Consider the following 26,010-nt stretch of genomic DNA (forward strand, 5'->3'; position numbering starts at 1 on the left):
TAAGTGATATCTCTTTGGATAGTTTACCCCCGCATTCGTCCAAACCTAAACGTTAACTCGAAGAGTCGAGCCATTTTGTCGCTTTTCTATACTGACTTGGGCAGAAATACGCTCTTTCATATCTTCAACGTGTGATATAAGTCCAATAACACGACCGTTCTCTCGAATATTCTCCAGCGTTTCCATTACAAGCTCCAGAGTCTGCGCATCGAGAGTTCCAAAACCTTCATCAATGAAAAGTGTCTCAATTTCTATACCGCCGTTACGTGCTTGAACAACTTCGGCAAGGCCCAAGGCTAATGAAAGCGATGCGAGGAAAGACTCGCCGCCGGAAAGAGAATTCACCTCACGCTGGTCGTTATTCCAGTTATCCTCAACGCTAATACTCAGACCACCGCCAATACGCGCTCGTTTCTCTCGTTTGTCGCTGAGTACCAAACGGTAACGATTATCGCTCATACGCTGCAGATGCTCAGAAGCCACTTGTAAGACTTGCTCAAATTCACCGCCGAGCACATAGCTCACAAGATCTATCTGATGGTTTTTATCAGGATTGTCACCCCGAGCGATGCTCGCCAGCCCGGCGTAAAGATTGGCCTGTTCCACGGCATGGGCTGATTCCCCTTGCTGTTCTTGGTAGTCCTGAAACAGAGATTCTAAAGTTTCAATACCATTTGTACGGATACCCTCGCGTGTCATCAAAGTTTCATACTGTTGCTCAACATTATCGCGTTCTTGACGTATGCGGGTAAGTTCTTCTTGGGAAGGAGCCTTCTGTCCATGCTCAATAAGCGTGGCAACGGTACACATGGCTGGTCGGTCAAGAGAGGCTTGAAGAGTGGCATGTTCTTCTCGATAAGCCGAAATAGCCTGCTCAAGATGCTGTTGCTGTACCTCTGTGAGAACCGCCTGCTGAACCGCCTCGAAAGTCTCGAAAACCGACCGTTCCAGACTTTGCTGTGCCTGATGGGCGCTCTCTGCGGCGCTAATTGTGGCGTCGTCAAGACGACGGCTTGCATCAACGGCACGATGCGCCTGCTCCACGTAGCTTTCAAGCAAGCGTACCCGGTCGGCAAAACTTATGGTAGCCGCTACCTGACAAAGTTTTTTCTCAAGCTTTGTCAGGGTTTGCTGCTCACTCGCCTGCTGAGTCTGCAGTTGGGTTAAAGATGTACGTGCACGGGTCTGCTCTTCCAAAATTTTCTGAAGTTCAAGCGTCTCTTTTTCCTGTTGATGCTGCGCTTCACGCTTGTTCTCTAGGCTTTCTTGAGTTTGGTTATAGACGTTTTGTGCCTCTGCAACTTGACGCTGCGCTTCTTGAGAATCAGGCATGTGAGACTCGTTAAGTTGCTCCAAAACGGTCTGGGTTTGCGCCACGGAAGTAGCTGCTGCCGATGCTTTCTGCTGCTCCCGGTGGGCACGCTTCTCGGCGGCATCAATCTCAGATTGTTCCACTAAGGTAATGCCGTTGACACTAGGCTGGGCCGGTTGCGGATGCTCCCGAGAGCCGCACACCATGCAGGGCTGCCCCTCGTCCAACTCCTTTGCAAGAGTGAAAGCAACCTGTTCTAAGCGCCGTTTTTGAAGCCTCGTGTACTCTTCTGAAGCGGTGATAGATACCCGCTGAATTAGCTCATACGCCTGCACAGCCTGGTCGTGAGCAGTTTGCGCCTGCTCTAATTTTTCTGCATGGGCAGCGACTTCTTGCTGGGTCTTTTTCGCAGTTTCTAGGGCAAGTTGGGCCCGAGCGTAGTTCTGTTCAATATCGTGCAGGGAGCTTAGCCGTTTGCTAATATCACTGAGTTTTTGCTGGCTCTGGAGCTCGCGTTTCGCAATTCCTTCCACCGTTCGTTGCGCTTTCTCGGAGTCCCGCTTGAGCGCTGTAAGGGCTGCTTTTGCCTCTTCTAAAGCTTGTTCATCGTGCTGGTATACCCGAAGCTGCGCCATCACGCTTGGAGCTTGATTGAGAACCCGTTGAAGATCCTGCGCCGTGTCTATCCGGTACAGTGAAGCCTCAAGGTGCTCGGTGCAGTCCCCTAGGGCTTCTAGAGCTTGTGAGGCGCTGCTCCGAGCCATGTTCAGCGTATCCTGTGCGTGCTCGGCGGCGTGCATCCGGCGTTCCTCATCACGGCGGGAACGTTCCAGTTCAGCCTCCACAGGGGCTGCTGCCCGAGAGTTACTGAGCGTTCGGCACTGTTTCTTATGTTCCTCTTCCTGGGATTCGTGTCGCACCCATGCCGACTGCAGTTTCTCATATTCCGTCCAATCCTGTATTCGCTGGGCTATGTCCTGCTGTTGCGCGGCAAGTTTTTCACGTTTATCTTTGAGGTCGGCCAGGGCGTGCTCATCCTGCTGTTCTTGCCGGCGTACAGCGTGAAGATGCTCCGTGAACCACCCCTCGAAATCATGCCGTGCAGTCTCAAGATCGGTCGCTAGGTCAAGCTTGGTATATGCTTCAGAAACTTCACGCTCCTGCGCATCAACGATATTTTTGTTGTCGTCAAGGTCTGTGCCGCTACGCGAAAGTCGTTCACATAGTTTTGTGTACGTCGTGACGGTCTGCTCAAGAGTCCTGTCTAAAGCATGTTTAATATCCTGTACAGCACGCTCACTAATCTGTTCTTCCTCTCGAAGCCTATTCATTACCTGTTCATAGGTATCAACCGGAAAAAGCTGTTTAAGCAACGGAATTCGGTCTTTACTGCGAGCTTTAAGAAAATCGGCGAATTGCCCCTGCGGTAAGAGCATAACCTTCAAAAACTGTTCTCGGTTGAGTCCTATAAGTTTTGTCAGGTAGTCCGCCGAGTCTGCCATGCCCTCCGCGGCTTTACGCCAGGATTGTTCATCCTGCGGGTCTCTGCCCGAAATAAGTTCAGAAACTAAAGCCTGCGGATTTTCGAGGGTGGGTGTTCCTTTATTTTTCCCGCGTGTGATGAGCCGACGATACGCTGGGGTTCGGTCGATCCTTAGACGACGATTCTGTATGCTCAACTCCAGAAAAATATGGGGTTTTATTTCTCCAGGGGGCACATGGGTAGAGTACAAAGATCCTATATCACGCTCGGAAGAGGGCATTCCGTACAGCGCATAACAGATAGCGTCGAGTACGGTCGTTTTTCCCGACCCGGTGGGACCATTAAGAAGAAAAATACCGGCTTCGTTGAGGGCATCAAAGTCTATGACCTCTCGCTTGGGGTAGGCCATGAATGCTTCAAATTCTAGGCGATGAAAAATCATGCTGACCTCCCGCTGCTGATAACCTCATCAACAATATGTTCAAGGGCTCGGGTTTCTGCCGCCTCCAGCGGATGCGCCCGCACAGTAGCGTAGAATTCCTCGCACACATGCGCCGGGTTAGTAGTTTCGGTGATGCGCGGGCGAGTATTTGCGCGCGGTTGTTGATGCAGAGGCTCAAAAACAAACGAGGCAATATTCTCATATCGTTTACGGAGCTCGTCGAGAGTGCCTACCGGCTGCTTATCATCGCGCAGGATAATACGGCAAAAATACTCGGTTTCGTAGGGCGAGAATTCGTCACTTCCCATCAGTTCATCGAAAGTTCCCGTCAGGGTCTTGAGGGGCAGCCGAGTGCGCCATTCATGGGATTCAATCTGCACCTTCACGCACCCTTCGCGTGATGTGAGGTTCAGCAAATAAGCTCCGTTCTTATTAGCTTCTTCGCTAAAGGAAAAGGGCAACGGCGAGCCGCTGTATCGTGTAAGATCCGTCACCGGATAGCGGCGATGAATATGTCCCAAGGCCGTGTAATCGAATCCCTCGAAAAGCGCAGCTGGCGCCCAGTCCACGCCGCCTACGCTGATATTTCGTTCCGAAGAAGAACGCACAGATTCATCGAAGTCACCGTGCTCGCTCACGGTGGCATGGGCCATGACAATGGTGAAATCTGCGGGGTTCTCCCCTGCGTTCCGTTTCTCATTGTCTTCTCGAATTCGTGTGCAGACATTTCCCAGCACGGCTGCATGGGTAGGTTCGATATCAAGCTGACGCCCATAATAACGTGGGTTTAGGTAGGGTACGGCGTAAATACGCACTCGTATATCGTCTCGGGTAAGTTCTACCGGTTCAAATGTTTCCTTCAAAGTCGTCACAGGGTATATACCCTGCCGCGCTAAAGTACCTGCCCCATACCCTAACCTACGAGCGGAATCATGATTTCCCGCGCTCAGAACTACCTGAATTCCCGCGAGCGCCAGACGGTCTAAAGTCTTGCCAAGAAGCTCGGTGGTTTCGGCGCTGGGGTGGGCGCTATCGTACACGTCTCCGCTAATAAGGAGCACATCAATCTTTTCGGCAGTCGCATAGTCGATAAGTTCATCGATGAACCGTTGATGCCATTCGTGCAGGCTGTGCCGGTGGAAGGTACGCCCTAAATGCCAGTCGGAGGTGTGCAGAATCTTCATAGTTTTTAGTATTACATTGGGTGCTGGAACATGCACCCTGATTTCATCATGTACGTAACTTACGCCCGTACTTTGGCGTTATGGGGGTATGGGATAATGTGCGTTATGGGTGATTTTACTCGGGTGCCTCATATTTCTTCTCCAATGTATGTCGAACGCCTTCGGTCTGCCCTGATTGCGGGTACACTAGGCGATGCGCTCGGGTATCCTTTAGAGCTTCTGAGCGCCACCGAGATCGCGGAACGCCCGCAGAACATCGTAACGGAAAATACCCCGCTGATCTTTAGCGATGATACCCAGCTGACCTGCTATACCGTTGATGCCCTGACCGAGGTTTTGGAGTGGAACAATCAAGGGGTAGCTGCCGATGAAGCGGCATGTCTGTGGCTCGCCTATCTGCGCTGGTACCGAGGTATGGGTTTCGTTTTACCCGAGAACGCTCCTTATGCTCTGCCTCGTACCATCGATCATGGTACGTATATGACCCGGAAGGAAGGTCCAGGGAAAGCAACTCTGCATGCTTTAGCAAGCGGAGAGATGCAGACCGCTACGCAGAACATTAATCCTGAGGGGCTAGGTTCTGGTGCTCTTGTACGGTCGGTTGCCTTCGGGTTTTTACCGGTGGAGCAGGAACGTACAGTTGTATCGTTGGCGGTACGTGGTGCGGTGCTCACGCATGGGCATCCGGAGGCTCTGGTTTCTGCAGCGGCATATGCTCTGCTGGTTCGTGATGTTCTGGGTCGGGTAACTTCCGACCAACCTTCACGATCTTCAGACATACTCGCCGCATCAGTAAAGACAATTATCGAGTGGTGCGGCACGGTAAATGCGGATGGTGTGTTTCCCGGTGACGGTTCGCAGACCCGCTATGTTCTAGAGCAGGCGCTTCGTCTCGGGAGCGGAGAACATCCTGTAGAGCCCTCTGCGGAGACGGTAGCACAAGAGTTCGGTACCGATTGGATGGCTACGACGGTGTTGGGGATCGCCGTGTGGGTGGCGCTCTACGCGGAATCGCGCACCCGCGCCTCCTCCGGTCTAACCCGTCATATTTTGCTCGACGCTTACACGCAGTCCGTATCGGTAGATTCCGATTCGGATTCCATCGGGTCTGTGATGGGTTCTCTCGTGGCGCTTTGTTTTCAGCTCGGCAACTTGGTGGAGCCGCAGATAAAACGTGTTCGGGGTCTTGATGAAGTGCAGGCCGTTGCTGAGCGGTTTCTTGCTCAACTTGGACTATAGACTATATTTCACGCAAACAATCGGCGCGAAGCGGCTAGCTACAGGACCATTCAAAAAGGACTTTCGAGAAGTCCCAGTTTTTCAGCTGTTCGGGGGTGATCAGCCAGTTTGCAGTGCCTTGATCTCCCCAAACAGTAACAAATTTTTCGGCGTCCTCAGAGAACATGGTGAGCAGGTTGATTGTGTAGTTACCGAGCCCATCATGCTCTTGACGCGGGTCCTGCTGGGTAAACTCGGGGTACCCGCCAAGTTTGTGGTAACTTCTCTGATCTATGTCGCGGTAGAACGTCATGCTCGGGCGTTCCTCATCTGTGGGCGCGTATGCATCAACACCCGTGAAATCGCCGATAGGCTGCTGGGGGTATAGTTCATTCCGCAACTCTACAAACCGGCTCTGGTAGACCCACCAATTCTGTGGGGTTATTCCTTCTGAGGCTTCTTCAAAGCTGAGTCCGATTTCCATCCCTGATCCACGTGTACTGGCCAGGCCATAAATTCCATCTCGGTTTGTTTCTCTTGATCTGGCATAACAAGAGTGTGGGCGCACGGGTTTGTTTCCTCAAGATTAGGATAATAGATCACGCGAGTATTGACCTGCGACACCGGGTTCTTCAGATCGACGCCCAGTCCCAAATCATCATACGGATCCAGCCAGAACTGAAGCATCCCAGTCTGCGGATAGACCGTGTTCTGCAGCAGGTCGGCACAGTTAATCTGCGCGACCATACCCAGCGGCCTACCGTTCTGGTTAGTGGGGGCCTGAGCCCCGGCGGGCAGGTACGGCACTCCCCCAAATTTAGAGGCGGTCACCGGCACAGTTCCCTGAGCTGCGCGAGGAATGACGCGCACAGTGGGTTTGCAATCCTGCTGGCTCAGCAGATAATTAAGGTGTTTGACCCGCTCAAAAATAGTGCTCATGGTGTATTTTCTTTAGCAGCTATCCCACGAATAAAAGACCTTAGAGAAATCTAAATTCCTCAGCTGCTCTGGGGTAATCAGCCAGTTTGCCGCTCCGGCATCGCCCCACATGATGGTTATGGTTTCACCTTCATACGCAGAGACAAGAGTGAGCAGATTAATCGTGTAGTCTTTCCATTCTTCCTTGTCATCTCGGGGGTCCCAGTCGATATACTCGGGAACACCGCCCAGCTGGTGGTGGTCAAGATCTTCGTAAAAGGTGCTCGCAAGGCCATCGCCTTCAAGCCCTGCAAGCTCATCAAGATCCCAAGGACTTTCAATCTGCTCCTGCGGGTAACGTTCATTCCACAACCGCGTAAATAACTGCCCGGTACTGTATTGTTTAAGTTTTAGCCCGGGCTCTAGATTTTCAGGCTCAAAACTCAGGGCGTATTCTCCGCCCAAAAGAGGCCATATAAAGCCGTTATCCTCGGTAATGACTAGTTTATGAGCCTTCCTGTTCGCTTTTCCCAGCTGAGGATAGTAGATCACGCGATCATATCGTGATGAGGTGTAATCTTCCGTATCGGTCTCGATCGGGCTAATCCAGAACTGCAGCATCCCCTCCGCCGGGTAAATACTATTCGGTGGCAGATCGGCACAGTTAATCTGCGCAATCATGTGTAAAGGTTCACCGTTAACGTCTACGGGTCCGTCCTGGCCCTTGGGCAGGTACGGTATTCCCCCGATTTTGGAGGCGGTGACCGGCAACGTCTTATACTTAGCGAATTGTGTGTTGATGCGCATTGTAGGAACCTGATGTCCCACATTCATCTCAGCCAGTAAAGTGCGAGCCCGTTCTAGTATTTCTGTCTGTTTATCCGTCACGCGTTCTCCTCGTGGGCTGGGTTCCCAGTACTATATAAAGATGACTCACACCTTAGCATGAAGCATTATCTTTACACCCGGTCGGAGAAGATACACGCCGGAGAATTTTGTGCGTACAGCCAGCTGGTTCTAAATATTGGACCTTATGACCATTCGAAGAGAACCTTCGAGAAGTCTCGGTTCTTAAGCTGGTGCGAGGTCACCATCCAGTTTGCGGTTCCCATATCGCCCCACATAATGCCCTCATGGCTACCTGACTCCACCCGTGATATAAGCGTCAGCAGATTCACGGTGTACTGAGTAAGAGCCGCATCACCATCACGCGGATCGCGTTGCTCGAAGAGGGGGTAACCACCAATTTTGTGATGGGTATAGCTTTCGGGGGTGCCCGTCATATCGCGTAAAGTCTTGAGAGTGTCAGCACCGCCGTCGAACTTTCGAAGGTCCCAAATGCTCGCTATAAGCTGCTCAGGGTACATATCGTTCCAGATTCGAGTAAATTCCGAATGTGGGCGTCCGTCAAAAATCCATTCTTCATTACTCTGGGATTTGGCGATAAGACCATACCCATGACGTCCGCTGACCGGCCAATATAAGTCATCTTGAGGATTATTAACTATAAGTTCCGTTACGGCGGTACCGACCCCGGAGTCTGGCGCATCCAGAGTCGGATAATAGACAACTCGAGTTTTTTGTTGGCTGGTGGGATCGTCTAAGTTTAGCCCCCACAAGTCTTCGTGCGGATCAAGCCAGAACTGTAGGATTCCGGTTTCGGGGTAAATGTCGTTTGTGGGAAGCTCAGAACAATTAATCTGGGCAATAAGCCCCAAATTCTGTCCACTGCCGTTGGTCGGCGCCGCGGTACCAACCGGAACGTAGGGAACACCTCCAACCTTAGAAGCGGTCACTGGCAGAGGTTCTGATGTTTGTTGAGTGTCAAAGAAAATAACAGGCGATATCTGCTGTGCATTGATGCGGTCAATAACGTTCAGAGCTTGTTGTTCAAGAGCGGTCTTTTCAAGAATACTCACAGTATCGTCCCCTATCGGTGATGTGGATGTGGGATGCGGTTGTTGGTTGCATTTCCGGAAAAATGCGGGTTCGTTATCTTGTGGTAACCACTACTTCTAGGTAATCACAGATAAACACGCTATGCCATACCTTGCGTTCCGTGTCGTGTACTTGCAGGGTCGACTTTATACGCACGAACATGCCTCAGATTTGCGTTGTTTACCACCGCCTTGTTAGCGGGCCCTTCCAAGCCGCAACAGCGCGGTATTCAAGGCTGCGAGTTACACTCTTTCACCCTCAAGATAGATTTCAGTAGGGGTGTTTTCTATTCGCATACTGCTTAATTGTATTAAGTGTTATACGTAAGTGCGCCCATCAGAAAGGTCTGATGGGCGCACTCAACACGTTACGACTAGGGGTATTGTCTCTAGTCTAGATAGTCACGTAAAACCTGCGAACGCGAGGGGTGACGCAGTTTCGACATGGTCTTTGATTCGATCTGACGAATGCGCTCACGCGTCACGCCGTATACCTTGCCAATTTCGTCTAAAGTCTTAGGCTGCCCGTCGGTCATGCCGAATCGCATAGCAACCACGCCCGCTTCACGTTCGGAGAGCGTATCGAGCACCGAGTGCAGCTGCTCTTGAAGAAGAGTGAATGACACCGCGTCAGCCGGAACGACAGCCTCCGAATCCTCAATCAGGTCGCCGAACTCGGAATCGCCGTCCTCACCCAGCGGCGTGTGCAGAGAAATAGGTTCGCGCCCGTACTTCTGCACCTCAATAACCTTTTCGGGAGCCATGTCCAGCTCTTTACCGAGCTCTTCGGGGGTGGGTTCACGCCCCAAATCCTGAAGCATCTGACGCTGCACACGGGCGAGCTTATTAATGACCTCAACCATATGCACAGGAATACGAATAGTACGCGCCTGGTCCGCCATTGCACGAGTAATCGCCTGACGAATCCACCAGGTGGCGTAGGTGGAGAATTTAAAGCCCTTCGAGTAGTCGAATTTCTCGACCGCGCGAATCAGACCAAGATTACCTTCCTGAATAAGGTCAAGGAATAGCATTCCGCGGCCCGTATAGCGTTTAGCGAGTGAGACCACGAGGCGCAGGTTCGCCTCCAACAGGTGGTTCTTCGCACGCTTACCGTCATGGATCACCCAGCGCAGTTCCTTCTTGAGCTTCGGATCCATATCGGGGTTGTCGGCAAGCTTGTGCTCCGCATACAGGCCAGCTTCAATGCGCATCGCAAGATCGACTTCCTGCTGCGCGTTCAGGAGCGAGACTTTACCGATCTGCTTCAGGTAGTCTTTCACAGGGTCAGCTGTTGCTCCGGGAGTAACGACGCGTTGAGCAGGTGCATCGTCATCATCGCTGGCGGTCAGCACGAAGCCAGAGCCTTTAGCTGCCACTTCTTCGGCAGCTTTCTTCTCTTCCTTTTTGGCAACGGCTTCTTCATCTTCGTCAGCGTCTTCGTGCTCTTCGCCGTCAACGTTCTCGGGATCTAGCTCGTCGTCAAGGTCAAGATCAAACTCGTCCTCGTCGGTCTTCTTCTTACGTCCACCGGTTTTACGTTTAGTGGTTGTTTTACGCGCGCGCTTAGGCTTCTCTTCAGGCACGGCCTCGGCAGTGGTTTCGACCGAGTCCTCTGCATCAGATTTTGCGTCTTCTTGAGTTTTGGCTGCTGCGCGTTTCTTAGCAGGCGCTTTTTTTGCAGGTTTGGATGTGGCTGCAGTTTTTTTAGTGCGGGTTGTCTTTTTGGGGGTTTCGGCTACAGTCTCTTCAGAGGTTTCACCGGTCGCGGTCTTCTTGCTGGTTGCAGGTGCCACAAGAACCCTTTCTAACTCGTGTTGGGGTGCTTTGTCTGCAAAACACCTAAGACCCTGTCAAGTCTTGCTCCTCACATTACTGGTGAAAGCAGGGTTAGCGGAATAAATATAACCGCTAAATACTGGGGATTATTCCCTGCGTTTTCACCTCATGAAGGCGCGCGCAAAAGCACAGACTTTACGGGGTCATCATCAAGTATGGCAGAATCTTATTTTCTTTCAAATAAGGCTCGCCTAGACAACCCTGTTTTATTCCCTGCAAACACAACGTTCGCTACCCTGCCTTGGGCTCAATCGTCTCTACCTTGGCGTCGGTTGCCTCGTGAGGCAATAGAGTACTGAAGTAAAGGTCGCCACGCCAACACCGCACGGGATCCGTAATCCAGAGCGGAAATACAGATTCTGATAGGGCCTGAAAAAGAGGCATATCTTCATCACAGTGAAGCCTAGCGATATCGGCGAGAATACCTGCATAGGTGTTTCCTCCACGTAGCCAATTTATCCAGGCTTGAAGAAGCCTCAGTCGACCATACTGTTCACCCGATTGAACCGCATGCACCAACAGATTACAGAGAACTTCGAGAGCGTTAAGACGGCTCCAGGCCGGTTTATAGTCCTTTGTTAGACCGCTTAGAAATTCCACCATCCGGTCTATCTTCGTTATGTGTTCTTCCGGTCTGGTCTCAGACGAGTCGCATGTGTCGTCTAAAATCTGCTGTTGAAGTATACGATGCGTACGCCGTATCCAGTCGTGCCAGCTCACGCGACCGTGCCCGATACCTCCGATACGGGGGCTTTCGCCCCGAAAAGTTTGATAAAAGGTCTCCGGCAGCGTCGTGCGCCGACGAGTTGTTGGTTTGCCGTAGCATAGAGGTTCCACCGGTTCGTATGATCCTTCACCGCATGCGGCATGCATACAGTCATATCCGTCTAGTACCCCCAGTGCTTCCGGCAGGTCTTTAGCCGCTTGGTACAGTATAAATTCTGGGGTTGCCTGGGTATTCATGCTGCACAGCAGATAGCCGGCTATTTCGGGCGATATCAGCGAACGTAAACGATCCCCAAAACTTATGGCGTTATCGTGCTCTTCGGCGTTTTCAGGAGGATAGGTACGCATTACCCAGCGTACAGCCTCAAGGGCGCTTTCCCAGTAGCAGAGTTCAATACTTTTCTGACGGTAGTAACCAGGATGTTCTAAAACAGTATGCCGACCCGTAGCTTGGTTAAGTTCTTCTTCAAAGGTATGCATCCACAACAGACTTGCTTGTTCCCATTCTGTCACCTCATTCGTGGAGGCACTGGTTGCAGTATCCCAGAGGCATTGCGTATATGCAGACAGGGGTTCTGCGGATACTCGGCGTCCCTCATACACCCGATCGAGATAGTACGAGCTATGCATAATGTCTTCAATAGGGCCGCGGTAAGTGAGCGCAAGCTGGTTTCGATCAAGTGACCATCGCGATACGGACCCGCAGTACAGCACATCGTAAAGATCAAGATGAACATTGTTGCAGGCTGCGTAGAGTGTGGGCAGCCACTGGTTGAATGAGATTCCGGCGCGATTATCGATATACAAATCCGTATTGTGTAAGACAGTGCGTGTAGCAGGTGAAAGTTGCCGCTCTCGAGTTGCCGCATTGCCGCTAAAGATCAAAGCAAAGACCCCAGTAATGGGCTCGAACCCGTCAACGGTGGCGGGTACCAGATTCGCTAACTTATCAAAATATTGTTCTAGATCTTGTTGCTCATCAGGAAGATTAACGCGTATACACGGCCCTACGGCATGCTTCGTCACGCTTAAAAGCACCAGCGATTCTTGCGGCCAGTATCCAAACTGATGCAGCACGAGAGCTATCAAGTCTTCTTCGGTATGTAAGCTATAGGTTGTCGTTAGGTTACTCGTTGTTGTCATATCTTTACTATGGCAAGATTGCTCACCTTAAAAGTTCGCAGACCAACTAACCTGTGGATAACCCAGGTGCATTCGCTTCGTTAAGACACATATTTCGCTTCTGTGGATAAGAATTAGCTGTTTTCTATCCAAATATTACGATCCATAACCCACACGAGCAGCACAAGGCATATGTGACCCCTAAAAGTTTAGGGACGCACCCACCATAGCTTGAATTTTCTATGTTGCGTGCGCCCCTGAGTTAAACCATGGGTGAGCCTTAATTATTCTTCATGCTCCTCAAGGAATCGCTCAAACATGGCACCGATTTCATCACGTCCAGGAATCTTATGGGCGTCGCGCTGCGAGAGCGGAATAGCGACGTTTGAGGTACGGAAGTTTTCATCGTAATTCGCTTCCATCGTCGAAATCATACGCCCAATCTCTGGGTTCTCCTTGACCTGCTCATTAATTTGCCCATGAACAGCCCTCGCAGCCTCCCTAAGCTCATCACTCGGAAAAGCCAATCGGGTTGCCATACTCACGTGTTCAAGCGCGGTCAGCGTTCCCTGCGGTAAATCAGCATCAGAAACATACTGGGGAATATTAATGCCGAATCCTACGGTATCAAAGCCATTCTCGGTGAAAAGAACCTCTAAAAGATTCGTCATATTAGCATGCAAATCAGCCTTAGGACGCCATGGCGAAATCCCTTCAATGAGGTCTTTCCGAGAGCCATGCGCCGTCACAGGCATAGGACGTGTATGCGGTACAGGCATTGGAAACGCCGACACCAGCACCACAAGTGAAGGGTCCAGCGTCCGCACAATAGACAACAACGCCTGCTGAAAACGCTGCCATTGATAATCAGGTTCTGAACCGGTCAAAAGCAAGAAAGGCTTATCAAGGGTATCTTCGACCGCATAAAGCTTCAGAGCAGGCATAATTGGCTGCTCAAAATGGTCTTTATTGAAGAAAATATGCGGTCTGCGGCTACGGTAATCATGAAGCTGATCCGTATCAAACTCCACAACCTCAATATTCTTAAGTTCCTTGAGAAGAAAATGCCCCAGCTGCCCCGCTGTGGATCCTGCATCCTGTGGGCTTGAGAGAGCAATAACCAGAGTGAGATTTTTCAACCGTGCATCATGAAGAATTTTATTATTCGCCAAATATAAATCTTCAGGGTTTAACATCTTCACTCCTTTCCCTCGCCGGGTTTAGTCTCTGAACTTTTTATTTTAATGTATGTGTCTAACCGCAACAGTACTATTTCCTAGTCTCTCGCGCGAGGCGAACACTCATAAAAGCGTTAGAAGGGTATTTTCACCGTACTGTTCGTCAAGATTTCCGATACCCGCAGTGTACAGTAGAAACACATTACCCAATATCAATATTCCAACCCATTCGCGGAGGAACTATGTCGACAGCACTTTCTCTTCACACCAACGACCTGCAATCGCTGAATGCTGAGGTACTTGTTCTCGGCGTCTTTTCGGGAGAAGACGGACCTTACCTAGCCTCAAATTCACTTCCTGATGACTCGGCGCAGAGCATCAATAAACTTCTGGAGTCTCTAGGTGCCACAGGTGCTCTCGACCAAATACTTCGCCTCCCCGGCGTAGAAGGGGCATCGTCCGACATCATCGCTCTCATCGGCTTAGGCTCAGACACCACAATTGACCAGGAGCGCCTAGATGCCCTTCGCTTCGCTGCTGGCTCGGCAACCCGTCAGCTTTTAGGAACTGCACATATCGCGCTTGACTTCGGTATTACCTCACGCGACGAAATTGAAGCTGTAGCTCACGGTGCCGTTCTCGGATCATTCTCCGAAGAAGGAGTACGCAGCAAAACTGCAGGTTCCGTTCGAGACGAAGCGGAGTCCATCACCATTGTGGCAAAAGCCGATGCCAGCGAAGCCGAGCCCGCCCTCGTTCGCGCCGTCATCCTGGGCGAGGCTACCAAAGATGCGCGCCGCCTCGTCAATATGCCCCCTTCACACCTGTACCCGGAATCTTTTGCAAATCTCGCCGCAGAGCTTGTCAAAGATTATTCAGATGTCAGCATTGAAGTCTACCCCTATGACCGTTTGCTCAAGGAAGGTTTTGGAGGCATCGCAGGAGTCGGTCAAGGCTCCCCGCGAAAGCCCGCACTCGCCGTTGTTAAGTACACCCCCGAGACCCCTTCTGCACATGTGGCTCTCGTTGGCAAAGGGATTACTTTTGATACCGGTGGAAACTCCCTAAAACCTGCGGCATCTATGATGACGATGAAATGCGACATGGCAGGTGCAGCATCGGTTCTGCACGCAGTTCTTGCGGCGTCCGAGCTGGAAATTCCGGTTGAGGTCACCGGATACCTTTGCCTTGCCGAGAATATGCCCGGTGGCGCCTCCCTGCGCCCCGAAGACATCATCACTATTCGTGACGGCCGCACGGTTGAAGTTCTCAATACCGATGCCGAAGGTCGCCTGGTCATGGCGGATGGTATTGCCCTCGCCTCCGAATCGAACCCCACCGTCATCCTTGATATTGCGACGCTCACGGGCGCAGCCATGGCAGCACTGGGACTGCGTACAGCTGCGCTTATGGGCGATGAAGATATCCGTGATCGAGTACAGCAGGCGGGGGCAAAATCTGGTGAGGCCTACTGGCAAATCCCGCTTGAGTCCTACTTGCGTGCCTCTATGAATTCTCCAGTGGCAGATATTAAAAATATGGGTTCACGCTACGGTTCTATGATGATCGCAGGGTTGTTCCTTCAAGAGTTTGTGGGTGAAGGCATTCCCTGGGCTCACCTCGATATTGCTGGTCCTGCCTTTAACGAAGAAAGTGCTTATGGGTTCACCCCTAAGGAAGGTACCGGTTTTGGTACCGCGACCCTGGTGAATTTCATCGAATCGTATGCATAGTAAAGGAAACATCCGCTTTATATCGGGGTCCCTAGACTGACGGTCTCAGGGCCCCCGATACTGCTCTTCTTCTACGTGCAAAATCTCACATCATAAATTCCAGGATGGTTACGCTCTTCAAAAAATTTGCACAGTTTGTGCGATTATTGCCCCAAATTAGCGTCAGGTGAACTTAAAGGGTCTAAAACAGGGGTATTGTTGTAGTGAGTGTTTTTCTGCTCTCTCGTAGATGCGCGCCCTCACGCAAACCGGAAGGTGCGGGTCTGCTGTTTGACAGAAAAGCAATATAGATAAAGAACGCATTGCACCGGGGTTACAGCCCCACAATCTATGCAAGGGAGCAACATCGTGGCTCAAGAATTCGACATCCTCATCCTTGGCGGCGGTTCCGCTGGTTACTCTGCCGCTCTGCGCGCGCGCCAGCTGGGTTTTACCGTTGGCCTCGTTGAAAAGGAAAAAGTAGGCGGCACCTGCCTGCACACCGGTTGTATTCCGACGAAGGCATACCTACACGCCGCAGAATTGGCGGAGGACGCTCGTGAAGCCTCTAAAGTAGGCGTAAACGCCACCCTAGAGTCCATCGAAATGGGTAAGGTACGCGATTACAAAGATGGTATTGTCGCGGGTAAATTCAAGGGTCTCTCCGGTCTTTTGAAGATGAAGGGCGTAGAAGTTATCGCTGGTGAAGGCAAGCTGACCGCTCAAGATACCGTGACCGTCAACGGTACGGATTACAAGGGCAAGAATATTATTCTTGCTTCCGGCTCTATTTCTAAGACTTTTGGCCTGCCTATTGAAGGTCGAGTTCTGACCTCTACCGAGGCTCTTGAAATGGACTACCTGCCGAAGAGCGCTATCGTTCTCGGTGGCGGCGTGATTGGCTGTGAGTTTGCCTCCATGTGGAAAGCTATGGGCGTAGACGTCACTATTATCGAAGGTTTGCCCAACCTCGTTCCGAACGAAGATCCCGCCATCATCAAGGTTCTTGAGCGTGCCTTCAAGAAGCGCGGCATCAAGTTCAATACTGGTACTTTCTTTGAGAAGGTTGAGCAGGACGCTAACGGTGCAAAGGTAACCCTGGCAGACGGTAAGGTATTTGAGGCCGACATCGTGCTCGTTGCTGTTGGCCGTGGCCCCAACACTGCAAATATGGGTTACGAAGAGCAAGGCATCCCCATGGATCGTGGCTTCGTGCTTGCTAACGAGCGCCTGCACACCGGTGTTGGAAATATCTATGCTGTGGGTGACATTGTTCCTGGCGTTCAGCTTGCACACCGTGGTTACCAGCAGGGCATCTTTGTTGCCGAAGAAATTGCTGGTTTGAACCCCACCGTTGTTCCCGATGTTAATATTCCGAAGGTGACTTTCTGCGATCCTGAGATTGCTTCCGTGGGTTACTCCGAACCGAAAGCGAAGGAGAAATTCGGTGAGGACAATGTTGAAGTTGCCGAATACAACCTAGCCGGTAATGGCAAGTCCTCAATTTTGGGCGCTTCCGGCATCGTCAAGGTCGTGCGTGAAAAGGACGGTCCGATCGTAGGCGTTCATGCTATCGGTAAGCGTATGGGCGAGCAGATCGGCGAAGCTCAGATGTGGGTTGATTGGGAAGCATTCCCCGAGGATGTTGCTAAGTTTATCCACGCTCATCCGACTCAAAATGAGTCTCTGGGTGAGGCTGCCATGGCTCTGAACGGTACCCCGCTACACGGCTAATTATCGCCTTATCAAATTATGGGTATGTCACAATAGACTGAGATGCCCTATCACCAGGGCAGAGAGTTACCCCGTGTTTTGTTATCAAACGAAAATTATGCGCGGGTGGCCTTGCCCAGTAAAAGTTTTTCTAGTTCAAGCATTCACAAGGAGAATGGGAAGAGATATGTCCCACACCGTAGAATTGCCCGCATTGGGCGAATCCGTGACCGAAGGCACCGTGACCCGCTGGCTTGTAGCTGTCGGCGACACTGTTGCTGTGGACGATCCTATTGTCGAGGTTTCTACCGATAAGGTCGACACCGAGATCCCCTCGCCCGTAGCAGGCGTTGTTGAGCAGATCTTGGTGGAAGAAGACGAAGATGTTGAGGTTGGCGCTGCTCTCGTTGTCATTGGCGATGGTTCCAGTGCTCCCGAAGCTGCACCTGCCGCGCCCGCTGCCGAGGCTCCTGCAGCATCCGCCCCTGCTGCTCCTGAGGCACCCGCAGCTGCTGCGGCGCCCGCAGCTGGCTCTGCATCTGGTCAGGAAGTGACTCTTCCCGCATTGGGCGAGTCTGTCACAGAGGGTACCGTGACCCGCTGGCTGAAGGAAGTTGGCGAGCAGGTCGAGGTAGACGAACCTCTCGTAGAGGTTTCTACCGATAAGGTCGATACCGAGATTCCTTCGCCCGTAGCAGGTACCCTGCTCGAAATTCGCATTCCGGAAGACGAGGAAGCAGAGGTCGGCCAGGTTCTCGCCATCATTGGTGATTCTTCCGCCGCAGCTGCTCCTGCTGCACCGGCCGCCCCCGCACCTGCTGCGGCAGCACCGGCTCCTGCAACTCCCGCTGCGCCTGCAGCTCCTGCTTCTGCGCCCGACACCCCTGCTACCCCGGCGGCTCCCGCCGCCGATGGCGAAGCATACGTAACCCCGCTGGTTCGTAAGCTCGCCAAAGACAATGGCATTGACCTGTCCACTGTGAAGGGCACCGGCGTAGGCGGTCGTATCCGCAAGCAGGATGTTCAGGCAGCTATTGCCGCTAAGGGCTCGACCGCTCCTGCTGCAGCACCCGCCGCGTCAGCAGCTCCCGCCGCAGACGGTGCTCCCAAGGCAGCACATACCTTCGAAGTTTCGCCCAAGCGTGGTACCGTCGAAAAGACCGCACGCATTCGCCAGGTTATTGCAAAACGTATGCGTGAGTCCCTCGATATTTCCACTCAGCTGACTCAGGTTACCGAAGTGGATATGACTCGTGTGGCACAGCTGCGTGCCAAGGCTAAGGACGGCTTCCTCGCTCGCGAGGGCGCAAAGCTGACCTTCCTGCCTTTCTTCGCACAGGCTGTTACCGAGGCTCTGCAGCAGCACCCCGCACTGAACGCTTCCATGACCGAGGATCTGAAGCAGATTACCTACCCCGATTCCGAGAACGTCGCGATCGCTGTAGATACCCCCAAGGGTCTGCTTGTTCCCGTTATCAAGAACGCATCGGATCTCGGCATCGCTGGCTTGGCTAAGGCAATTGGTGACTTGGGTGGACGTGCACGCACCGGCGATATCGCTCCCGAAGAGCTGACCGGCTCTACCTTTACCATCACCAACATCGGTTCCTTCGGGGCTCTGTTTGATACCCCGATTATCAACCAGCCGAACGTGGCGATCTTGGGTACCGGCTCCATCGTGAAGCGCCCCATGGTGGTTAAGGACGTTGATGGCAACGATTCAATTGCGATTCGCTCCATGTGCTACCTCTCCCTCACCTACGATCACCGCGTGGTCGATGGTGCGGATGCAGGTCGCTTCCTGTACACCCTCAAGACTCGCCTGGAAGAGGCAAACTTTGAGGCTGAGCTCGGTCTCTAAAGGGGTCCTGGCATGATGTAGCATCGTGTTTCAAGGGGTGTGTTGGCGTATAAGCCAACGCACCCCTTTTTTATTTTTTATTCTTCGTCGTTATGCCGAGTTTATTAAAGTAGACATTATAGTGACAGAGTGTCAGAATATTAGCTATGTTTCTTCTCAACAACATTCTTGTGTTTTTGCACATCATAGGTGCCGCGATTATTATTGGGCTCTGGATTGCTCATTTTCGCACACCTAAAGTTCTGCCCGGGCAGTTTCACGCATCGCTTCTGATGCTCATAACGGGCTTACTCCTGGTAGGAATTGCTGAGGTTACCGGCAGTCCTAACCACATTAAGATTGCGGTCAAAATTCTCATTGCATTGGGCATCGCTATTGCCGCATTCATCGGTCAACGCAAGTACAAGGCGGGAGAACCAATTTCAACAGGCTTAGCGCATGCAGTGGGCGGTCTTGCCGTCATTAATGTTGCCGTTGCCACCATCTGGCACTAAACAGCTCTTCACTTCGGCACAATACTCTTGCCCATGTTCCCGGTAGTTTTTATAGACCTACCGGGGATATATTTTTAAGAGCTACACGCTTGAACTCGCAGCTGCCTCATCTACATGTAGCTCTCCCCTGGTGGTTATTTTTATTCACGGCTCACGGACAACCGTAGGCTGCGCATCGGGCTCGTTGGGTGTTTCATCCGTGACTGGCATTGCCGTGACAATACGCCATACCCCCTCGTCGCGATGCAGCTCAAAGATAACTGTCTGCACCGGCACGCCGTCCACAATGTGAACACCGGATTCTTTCTGCTCCGCATCCGTTGGGGCGTATCCGGGCGACTCTACTTCTGCGGTTATTCCTAAAGAGTCAGAGTCTCTGTGCAGAATACGGGTCAATGAGCGCAGTTTCAGCGTCGCCGCCCCCTGAGAGCTCAACGACTGATTGCGCTCCTCTATAACCTGAGCGAGAATAACCTGCTCATCCTGCGGAGTACTCACAACGGCAGGCTGAGTAGCGTGAGACTCGTGATGATGCATAGCTTCCGGAACCCAGGTTGCCCCAGCTATTGCTCCAGCTCCTAAGATTATGAGACTCCCAACCCCCAGAATCACGAGTTTGCGGGTCGTAAAATTACGAGCCTTTGAATGTCCACGGCTATGCCCAACTTTGAAAGTGCTCTTCCCTATAAGTTTCTGAGCGTTCTGATGTCTAACCTTGGGCAGGGTCTTAGTGCTTTTAACGGTATTCGGTTCTCGCAAAGCAACAGGGAGTTTAGACCGTACTGACTCAGGCGCGCTGGTATAAGCGTTGAGAGGCTGCGTCTGGAATGCGCTGAATGCGTCAAGAACCTCCTGTACAGTGGCCTTAGGATCATCAAGCAGACGCTCAAGCTCGGTTCCCAATGTCTGCGGTACATCGGCAAGGAGCGGCAGCGGGATGCGTTGATGAGTTTGCCGAGGCGACTCTCCGGTGAGCGCATACCACAGAAGAGCCACAAAATCATGAACTCCGACATGTTCATGTTCATCCGGCTGGTGTTTACTCGCTTTGATAGAACTGGGCAGGCAAAGAAACTCGGGGAGTCCAGCAACGGTTATCATCACGTACTGAGGCTCTAGATGCTCAGGATAGATATGCGCCGCGTGTAAGCTTTTGAAGCCCCATCCTATATGGTGTGCTAGGGTCGCAACCTCGGCGAGCGGTAAGGATCCGCGTGCATGCACAAGGGATTCGAGTGATCCTGCCTCAACCGGTTCGTACCAATAATAAGTTCCTGTCTCTGTGCCAGACGACTGCCTTTCGTCCCGCGTTACGGCTAGTACAGTGGCGACACCGGGTAAGGGTGGTAAACCGCAAAGTGTTTTGATCTGGTGCGATGGTATTTGCTGAGAATCATGACTTATCGCAAGGGTGTAAAGCCCCGGGGCTAATTGTTTGGGAAGTATACGATTCTTAACCGATGAATCTCTATTTGTATGTATCTTAACTGTCCAAATACTCAGGTTTGGTTCTTCGTGAAGATTTTCAAGGTATGTGATGCTATCGGTGTTCATACTCTAGATGTACCGGATTTTGGAAAAGCACCGTGAAAGTTATCCACAGACACAAGGTTTTTAGCGATTTTCATGCTGTATAACGCGTTTCTGCTCGCCTTCTGCCTTGTTTATGACGTCATAATCTGTCACACAAAGTACGAGTTGTTTTCCTAGAGCGATGCTGCGGCCCAGAGCACGTGTAATCAGGAAGCCCTAATTTTTATCGTGGTCGTTCCGGTACTAAGGTAGAAGCTATGTCCGTAATACTTGAACGTGTGGGGTTTGCCCCTGACTATGTGAATTATGTTGAGAGCCTTGATATGCAATCTCGCCTTCATGCAGAGGTAGCGGCACGCGCTCGGCAAAACACTATTCTTCTGCTCGAACATGAGCCCGTGATTACGGCTGGCAAGCGCACTGAAGATCACGAGTACCCCACTGACCGTTCAACTCCAGTCGTGAAAATTGACCGCGGCGGAAAACTCACGTGGCATGGTCCCGGACAGCTGACCGGGTATCCCATTCTGAAACTTCCTGAGCCTCTTGATGTAGTAGCGTATGTACGCATCCTAGAGGAGATTATTATGAATGTACTCGCTCACTTTGGAATCAAAGGCGAACGCGTGGAAGGGCGTAGCGGCGTATGGATTCTGGGCGATGGCATCACACCGGATAAGAAAATCGCCGCCATTGGGATTCGCGTTTCAAAGCAAACCACAATGCACGGGTTCGCCATTAACTGCTGCAATGAGACCGCACCGTTCATGCAGTTCATTCCCTGCGGTATTACGGATGCTGGCGTCACAACAATCTCAGAGCAGCTCGGTCGTACAGTAACCCCGGCAGATATTCTAGAGACCCTTGAGCGTGAGCTTATTAAGTATCAGGATCGTTTGGCAATGCCTTTTGAGCCCCTTGTTCCGCAGGAGCACAAGGTGGCACACGAGACGGCTGCGTAGCCACAAGGTTCACGTATTTCCCCTTGTCAGTACTGCTTATCGATATTCGGCGAGTAATCCGAATAGAAATTTGTGTGCGTAAACAAGACTTAAAGACATACAAACCATAATCCACGCCACAGTGTTTTTCGCCTGCACGATGCAGGCGTAAAATAGGTTTCAGCCCGTTTTAAACCGAGGGCGCATCCAGTTAGAAGGAGCAACACACATGAGCATTAAGCCTGAAGGCCGCAAGCTGCTGCGCGTCGAGGCTCGCAATGCTGAGGTTCCCATCGAGAAGAAGCCTCACTGGATTAAGACCAAAGCCGTTGTGGGGCCTGAATACAATGAAATGAAGGAACTGGCCCGGGGCCAGGGGCTTCATACAGTGTGTGAGGAAGCTGGCTGTCCTAATATCTATGAGTGTTGGGAAGACCGCGAGGCAACCTACCTTATTGGCGGTTCTGAATGCACTCGCCGTTGCGATTTCTGCAATATTGCCACTGGTAAACCCGCTGCAGTTGATTACGCTGAGCCCTTCAAAGTCGCTAAAAACGTTAAGGTTATGGGTCTGCGTTATGCCACGGTGACCGGTGTGGCACGTGACGATCTTGAAGACGGCGGTGCCTGGCTCTACGCAGAGACTACACGCCAGATTCACAAGATGTGCCCCAATACCGGTGTTGAGATGCTGATCCCTGATTTCAAGGGTAAGCCAGAGCATGTGCAGAAAGTCATTGATGCACGTCCAGAGGTTTTTGCCCACAACCTAGAGACCGTACCGCGCATCTTTAAGCAGATCCGCCCGGCATTCCGTTATGAGCGCTCACTCGATGTGATTACCCAGGGTAAAGAGGCCGGCATGGTCACGAAGTCCAACCTGATTCTGGGTATGGGTGAAACTAACGATGAGATTTACGAGGCACTCTGCGATCTGTACGACGCCGGATGCGATATTATCACCCTGACTCAGTATCTGCGCCCCGGTCCCCTTTTCCATCCCATTGAGCGTTGGGTGAAGCCCGCCGAATTCCTGGAGTTCTCAGCTATGGCAGAATCCATCGGTTTTGCTGGCGTTATGGCTGGTCCGATGGTTCGGTCCTCGTATCGTGCCGGTCGTCTGTGGGCACGCGCGATGAAGAAGAACGGCTATGAGATTCCAGAAAACCTTGCGCATATCGAAGATGGCGGTGCGGCTTTGCAAGAGGCTTCTTCCCTCGTCGCAGCGGGTTTCTAGAATAGTAGAATAGTTCAGTCTGCAGAGACATAGATTTAGAAAATTCCCCGGTTCATCTTCTCCTGAAGGTTACGAATCGGGGAACTTTGTTTACCCCAACGAGGGCCAAACTTTAGACACATTTGCCGGGTTTGGCTGTTAGGTGAGTTTTTCCTTAGGAGAATGCACGGGCATCCAGGTCAAGAACAATCTAAGATAGAATAAATACTGCAGTCATATACTGCATTTTCCTACCCGTTGTCCAGAGGAAGCACCGTGGCAGAAAAGCGCGAAGAGAAGAAAAAGCAGAAGAAAGATAAATCTCCGGGTACGTTTGCCCAGATGAAGCAGGTCTACCAGATGACCAAAAAATCTGACCCGAATATCGGGTGGATTCTGCTTCTTGCAGTGGTCGTTACCCTGCTTGTTTTTGTCCTGATCGGCGCGTTACTCAACAACATCATCACTTTTATTATTCTTGGTCTTGCGGTTGGCGTTCTTGCCGCCATGATTATTCTGGGTCGTCGCGCACAAAAAGCAGCATTCACGCAGATCGAAGGACAACCTGGGCGTGCGGGTGCCGCCATGAACTCCGTGCGCCGTGGCTGGATTGTGGAAGAGCAGCCTGTAGCTGCGAACCGCAATCAGGATCTTGTCTTTCGGGGTCTCGGTAGGCCGGGAATTGTGCTGGTAACCGAGGGACCTTCATCGCGTGTGCAGAACCTTGTGAAAAATGAGAAGAAACATCTTAACCGCGTAGTTCCCGGCGTTCCCGTACACGTGATTGAGACCGGTCACGACGAGAATCAGGTTGAGTTAAAAGATGTCGTCAAGACTATGAACAAGCTGCCTAAAGCCCTGACTCAGCAAGAAGTTCAGGGAGTTTCTAATCGTCTTAGTACCCTCAACCATGTGCGTAACCCCATGAACAGCATTCCAAAGGGTATAGATCCGAACCGTGTGCGCCCCGATCGTCGCGCAATGCGTGGGCGTTAGAAACGGTACATCCTATGGCTGAGCCCCGACCTCATGGTAAGGTCGGGGCTCAGCTTGTCTGTCTAATACCCGGAAAATAATATAAGCTCTCCGGCAATACAGTTCGCATCTAGCGGATGCGCACAAGTATAGTTCCTGCCGCGCGATCGTGAAGACCGCGTGAATTCGCGTCCAAAATTACGGTGGGCAGCACCAGCATGGTCAGCACAGCTCGGATAAGGGCTCGCTTCCAACCAGCAGGCCTGCCATCTAGAGTTTGCACTTGGACTCCAACCAGAAAATGCCCCAGAGTGTGCCCCATAAATCCTACGAGTACGATCAGGTACAGCAGAAAAATTCCTAGTGTTGTTAGACCATGTATTTGTACGTTTTGGGCTCCGACTAGCAGAAACGCGAGACCCAAGCATAGATACCAATCTATGATGAAACCTAGGAGGCGACGCATCGGACGGGCTATAGCGCCAGGTCCTGTCTCTGGTCGCCCCATGATCTCTCCGGGGTATTTTTGGTCGCTGGGCGCGCCGTTGAGCCACGACCCAAGATCGTCACGTTCAATCATGGTTTCTATTATCCTGTATCTCTTTCCTCAACGTACGCCACCCTACCACATCGGCAACTTTGTAACACTACCGAAACATAATAGACACGACAGAGCAAAAAATACCCCCTATGCTAGATAGTGGTGCACAACTCATAAACTGGGCGCCACACCAGACACCAAGGACAAAACACCACGAGGAGCAGTCCGTATGTTTACCAGTCCCCAAGAAGTTCTCGATTTTATTAAGAGCGACGAAATTGTCTTCGTCGACATTCGATTCACCGATATGCCCGGGGTGCAGCAGCACTTCAACCTTCCGGCGAAGGCGATCGACGAGGATTTCTTCGTCAACGGTCAGCTTTTCGATGGCTCGTCTATTCGTGGTTTCCAGGGCATTGCCGAATCTGATATGCAGCTTATTCCTGATGTTAAGTCGGCGTATGTTGATCCTTTCCGTCTTGAAAAAACCCTTGTTATTATCTGCTCTATCGTGAATCCCCGCACCGGTGAGCCTTACCATCGTGACCCTCGCGGTGTAGCCGAACGCGCCGAAGCATACTTGCAGTCCACAGGTGTTGCCGATACCGCGTTCTTTGCTTCTGAAGCCGAGTTTTTCGTCTTTGAGGATGTCCGTTACCAGGTAGAGCCCAATTCCGTGTTCTATAAAATCGATTCCGATGAAGCATATTGGAACACCGGCCGCAAGGAAGAAGGCGGCAATCTTGGTAATAAGACCCCTATCAAGGGCGGTTATTTCCCGGTCTCCCCTGTCGATAAGCAAGCCGATCTGCGTGATGCTATGTGCGTAGCGATGGATCAGGTTGGGCTCGAAGTTGAGCGCAGCCATCACGAGGTCGGTTCCCCTGGACAGGCAGAGATCAACTACAAGTTCTCAACCCTCACCAATGCCGCCGACGACCTGCTGAAGTTTAAGTACGTTATCAAGAACACCGCCGATGAGTGGGGCAAGTCGGTGACTTTCATGCCGAAACCTGTCTTCGGCGATAACGGTTCGGGGATGCATTGCCACCAGTCACTGTGGTTAGGCGGCGAGCCACTCTTTTACGATGAGCGTGGGTACGCAAACCTCTCCGATATCGCTCGCTGGTACATCGGCGGTCTGATTGAGCATTCCTCCGCTGTGCTGGCGTTTACCAACCCAACCGTTAACTCTTACAAGCGCCTTGTGCCTGGCTACGAAGCCCCCGTGAATATGGTGTACTCGCAGGGTAACCGCTCTGCCGGTATTCGCATTCCGATTACTGGCGCCAACCCGAAAGCTAAGCGCCTGGAGTTCCGTGCCCCTGACCCCTCATGTAACCCCTATTTCGCGTTCTCAGCTCAGCTTATGGCCGGTTTGGACGGTATTCGCAACCGCATTGAGCCACCAGCACCGATCGACAAGGACCTATACGAGCTGCCCGTCGAAGAGGCCAAGGATATCAAGAAGGCTCCCGCTAACCTTGAGGAAGCGCTGGCCGCGCTTGAGGCAGACCACGACTTCCTGCTCGAAGGCGGCGTATTCACCGAGGATCTGATTCATGCGTGGATTGACTACAAGCGCACGAACGAGCTTGAACCGCTCTCGCTGATTCCTCACCCGCTGGAATACCAGCTGTACTACGGTGTCTAACCGTTATTTAT

19 protein-coding genes and 1 pseudogene are annotated in these 26,010 nt (G+C 51.8%); 9 read left to right on the forward strand and 11 right to left on the reverse strand.

Annotated elements, in window-relative coordinates; translation table 11 throughout:
• Nucleotides 1-45: 45 nt before the first annotated feature.
• Both HMPREF2625_RS09810 and HMPREF2625_RS09815 read right to left on the reverse strand, forming a co-directional pair.
• Nucleotides 46-3,237 (reverse strand): AAA family ATPase, encoded by a 3,192-nt coding sequence (locus HMPREF2625_RS09810; protein ID WP_070524223.1) that lies wholly within the window; start codon nucleotides 3,235-3,237, stop codon nucleotides 46-48.
• Complete coding sequence (locus tag HMPREF2625_RS09815; protein WP_070524225.1) at nucleotides 3,234-4,421, reverse strand: metallophosphoesterase family protein; 1,188 nt, start codon at nucleotides 4,419-4,421, stop codon at nucleotides 3,234-3,236. The genes HMPREF2625_RS09810 and HMPREF2625_RS09815 overlap by 4 nt, the downstream gene beginning before the upstream one ends.
• 105 nt (nucleotides 4,422-4,526) lie before the next feature.
• Here HMPREF2625_RS09815 and HMPREF2625_RS09820 point away from each other — a divergent pair, with 105 nt between their 5' ends.
• The gene (locus HMPREF2625_RS09820; RefSeq protein WP_070524227.1) at nucleotides 4,527-5,660 is read left to right on the forward strand and encodes an ADP-ribosylglycohydrolase family protein; all 1,134 of its coding nucleotides are present in this window, start codon (nucleotides 4,527-4,529) and stop codon (nucleotides 5,658-5,660) included.
• A gap of 34 nt (nucleotides 5,661-5,694) precedes the next feature.
• Here the strand turns inward: HMPREF2625_RS09820 and HMPREF2625_RS11140 are convergent, their stop codons facing one another.
• The 7 genes from HMPREF2625_RS11140 to HMPREF2625_RS09850 all read right to left on the reverse strand — a co-directional run bounded on the left by HMPREF2625_RS11140 (nucleotide 5,695) and on the right by HMPREF2625_RS09850 (nucleotide 13,377).
• Complete coding sequence (locus HMPREF2625_RS11140) at nucleotides 5,695-6,123, reverse strand: DUF1963 domain-containing protein (protein ID WP_256387839.1); 429 nt, start codon at nucleotides 6,121-6,123, stop codon at nucleotides 5,695-5,697.
• Nucleotides 6,081-6,578, reverse strand: a complete 498-nt coding sequence (locus tag HMPREF2625_RS11145; RefSeq protein WP_256387840.1) for a YwqG family protein — start codon at nucleotides 6,576-6,578, stop codon at nucleotides 6,081-6,083. The genes HMPREF2625_RS11140 and HMPREF2625_RS11145 overlap by 43 nt, the downstream gene beginning before the upstream one ends.
• Nucleotides 6,579-6,590: 12 nt before the next feature.
• Nucleotides 6,591-7,445, reverse strand: coding sequence for a YwqG family protein (locus tag HMPREF2625_RS09830; protein WP_070524229.1), 855 nt, complete (start codon nucleotides 7,443-7,445; stop codon nucleotides 6,591-6,593).
• Nucleotides 7,446-7,588: 143 nt separating this feature from the next.
• Complete coding sequence (locus HMPREF2625_RS09835; protein ID WP_013399322.1) at nucleotides 7,589-8,476, reverse strand: YwqG family protein; 888 nt, start codon at nucleotides 8,474-8,476, stop codon at nucleotides 7,589-7,591.
• A 407-nt stretch (nucleotides 8,477-8,883) separates the two neighbouring features.
• Nucleotides 8,884-10,290: an RNA polymerase sigma factor gene (locus tag HMPREF2625_RS09840; protein ID WP_070524231.1), complete on the reverse strand. Its 1,407-nt coding sequence runs from the start codon at nucleotides 10,288-10,290 to the stop codon at nucleotides 8,884-8,886.
• A gap of 274 nt (nucleotides 10,291-10,564) precedes the next feature.
• The gene (locus HMPREF2625_RS09845; RefSeq protein ID WP_070524233.1) at nucleotides 10,565-12,202 is read right to left on the reverse strand and encodes a DUF4192 family protein; all 1,638 of its coding nucleotides are present in this window, start codon (nucleotides 12,200-12,202) and stop codon (nucleotides 10,565-10,567) included.
• Between the two features lie 263 nt (nucleotides 12,203-12,465).
• Nucleotides 12,466-13,377: a PAC2 family protein gene (locus HMPREF2625_RS09850; protein WP_013397368.1), complete on the reverse strand. Its 912-nt coding sequence runs from the start codon at nucleotides 13,375-13,377 to the stop codon at nucleotides 12,466-12,468.
• A 224-nt stretch (nucleotides 13,378-13,601) separates the two neighbouring features.
• Here HMPREF2625_RS09850 and HMPREF2625_RS09855 point away from each other — a divergent pair, with 224 nt between their 5' ends.
• The 4 genes from HMPREF2625_RS09855 to HMPREF2625_RS09870 all read left to right on the forward strand — a co-directional run bounded on the left by HMPREF2625_RS09855 (nucleotide 13,602) and on the right by HMPREF2625_RS09870 (nucleotide 19,139).
• Nucleotides 13,602-15,092, forward strand: coding sequence for a leucyl aminopeptidase (locus HMPREF2625_RS09855; protein WP_070524235.1), 1,491 nt, complete (start codon nucleotides 13,602-13,604; stop codon nucleotides 15,090-15,092).
• A 330-nt stretch (nucleotides 15,093-15,422) separates the two neighbouring features.
• On the forward strand, nucleotides 15,423-16,805 hold the full coding sequence (gene lpdA / locus HMPREF2625_RS09860; RefSeq protein ID WP_004004973.1) for a dihydrolipoyl dehydrogenase: 1,383 nt from the start codon (nucleotides 15,423-15,425) through the stop codon (nucleotides 16,803-16,805).
• 166 nt (nucleotides 16,806-16,971) lie between these two features.
• Nucleotides 16,972-18,645 carry a 2-oxoglutarate dehydrogenase, E2 component, dihydrolipoamide succinyltransferase gene (gene sucB / locus HMPREF2625_RS09865; protein ID WP_070524236.1) on the forward strand — a complete coding sequence of 558 codons (1,674 nt, stop codon included), beginning with the start codon at nucleotides 16,972-16,974 and terminating at the stop codon, nucleotides 18,643-18,645.
• 146 nt (nucleotides 18,646-18,791) lie between these two features.
• Nucleotides 18,792-19,139, forward strand: a complete 348-nt coding sequence (locus HMPREF2625_RS09870) for a hypothetical protein (protein ID WP_070524238.1) — start codon at nucleotides 18,792-18,794, stop codon at nucleotides 19,137-19,139.
• A gap of 144 nt (nucleotides 19,140-19,283) precedes the next feature.
• Here the strand turns inward: HMPREF2625_RS09870 and HMPREF2625_RS09875 are convergent, their stop codons facing one another.
• A complete protein-coding gene (locus tag HMPREF2625_RS09875; protein WP_246826781.1) occupies nucleotides 19,284-20,363 on the reverse strand; it encodes a hypothetical protein in 1,080 nt (359 codons plus the stop codon).
• A gap of 563 nt (nucleotides 20,364-20,926) precedes the next feature.
• On the opposite strand from HMPREF2625_RS09875, the pseudogene lipB reads away from it, so the two are divergent.
• From lipB to HMPREF2625_RS09890, 3 genes and pseudogenes are all read left to right on the forward strand, one after another.
• Nucleotides 20,927-21,634, forward strand: a pseudogene (gene lipB / locus HMPREF2625_RS09880) (lipoyl(octanoyl) transferase LipB); the annotation flags it as partial.
• A gap of 208 nt (nucleotides 21,635-21,842) precedes the next feature.
• The gene (gene lipA, locus HMPREF2625_RS09885; protein WP_004004979.1) at nucleotides 21,843-22,850 is read left to right on the forward strand and encodes a lipoyl synthase; all 1,008 of its coding nucleotides are present in this window, start codon (nucleotides 21,843-21,845) and stop codon (nucleotides 22,848-22,850) included.
• 255 nt (nucleotides 22,851-23,105) lie between these two features.
• Nucleotides 23,106-23,825 carry a DUF4191 domain-containing protein gene (locus HMPREF2625_RS09890; RefSeq protein WP_013397374.1) on the forward strand — a complete coding sequence of 240 codons (720 nt, stop codon included), beginning with the start codon at nucleotides 23,106-23,108 and terminating at the stop codon, nucleotides 23,823-23,825.
• Between the two features lie 109 nt (nucleotides 23,826-23,934).
• Here the strand turns inward: HMPREF2625_RS09890 and HMPREF2625_RS09895 are convergent, their stop codons facing one another.
• Nucleotides 23,935-24,384 (reverse strand): RDD family protein, encoded by a 450-nt coding sequence (locus HMPREF2625_RS09895; protein WP_048755197.1) that lies wholly within the window; start codon nucleotides 24,382-24,384, stop codon nucleotides 23,935-23,937.
• Between the two features lie 190 nt (nucleotides 24,385-24,574).
• On the opposite strand from HMPREF2625_RS09895, the gene glnA reads away from it, so the two are divergent.
• Entirely contained in the window at nucleotides 24,575-25,999 is a 1,425-nt protein-coding gene (gene glnA, locus HMPREF2625_RS09900; protein ID WP_048755196.1) for a type I glutamate--ammonia ligase, read from the forward strand.
• Nucleotides 26,000-26,010 lie beyond the last annotated feature (11 nt).

Origin of the sequence: Rothia sp. HMSC064D08, assembly GCF_001809525.1 — a bacterium.
Classification (GTDB): domain Bacteria; phylum Actinomycetota; class Actinomycetes; order Actinomycetales; family Micrococcaceae; genus Rothia; species Rothia dentocariosa.

Bases quoted from the DNA above. Each gene is read 5' to 3' on its own strand.
- HMPREF2625_RS09810 (WP_070524223.1), bottom strand. From the start codon at position 3,237: ATGATTTTTCATCGCCTAGAATTTGAAGCATTCATGGCCTACCCCAAG.
- HMPREF2625_RS09895 (WP_048755197.1), bottom strand. From the start codon at position 24,384: ATGATTGAACGTGACGATCTTGGGTCGTGGCTCAACGGCGCGCCCAGC.
- HMPREF2625_RS09815 (WP_070524225.1), bottom strand. From the start codon at position 4,421: ATGAAGATTCTGCACACCTCCGACTGGCATTTAGGGCGTACCTTCCAC.
- sucB (WP_070524236.1), top strand. From the start codon at position 16,972: ATGTCCCACACCGTAGAATTGCCCGCATTGGGCGAATCCGTGACCGAA.
- lpdA (WP_004004973.1), top strand. From the start codon at position 15,423: ATGCAAGGGAGCAACATCGTGGCTCAAGAATTCGACATCCTCATCCTT.
- HMPREF2625_RS09820 (WP_070524227.1), top strand. From the start codon at position 4,527: ATGGGTGATTTTACTCGGGTGCCTCATATTTCTTCTCCAATGTATGTC.
- HMPREF2625_RS09855 (WP_070524235.1), top strand. From the start codon at position 13,602: ATGTCGACAGCACTTTCTCTTCACACCAACGACCTGCAATCGCTGAAT.
- glnA (WP_048755196.1), top strand. From the start codon at position 24,575: ATGTTTACCAGTCCCCAAGAAGTTCTCGATTTTATTAAGAGCGACGAA.
- HMPREF2625_RS09845 (WP_070524233.1), bottom strand. From the start codon at position 12,202: ATGACAACAACGAGTAACCTAACGACAACCTATAGCTTACATACCGAA.
- HMPREF2625_RS11145 (WP_256387840.1), bottom strand. From the start codon at position 6,578: ATGAGCACTATTTTTGAGCGGGTCAAACACCTTAATTATCTGCTGAGC.
- HMPREF2625_RS09870 (WP_070524238.1), top strand. From the start codon at position 18,792: ATGTTTCTTCTCAACAACATTCTTGTGTTTTTGCACATCATAGGTGCC.
- HMPREF2625_RS09850 (WP_013397368.1), bottom strand. From the start codon at position 13,377: ATGTTAAACCCTGAAGATTTATATTTGGCGAATAATAAAATTCTTCAT.
- lipA (WP_004004979.1), top strand. From the start codon at position 21,843: ATGAGCATTAAGCCTGAAGGCCGCAAGCTGCTGCGCGTCGAGGCTCGC.
- HMPREF2625_RS11140 (WP_256387839.1), bottom strand. From the start codon at position 6,123: ATGGAAATCGGACTCAGCTTTGAAGAAGCCTCAGAAGGAATAACCCCA.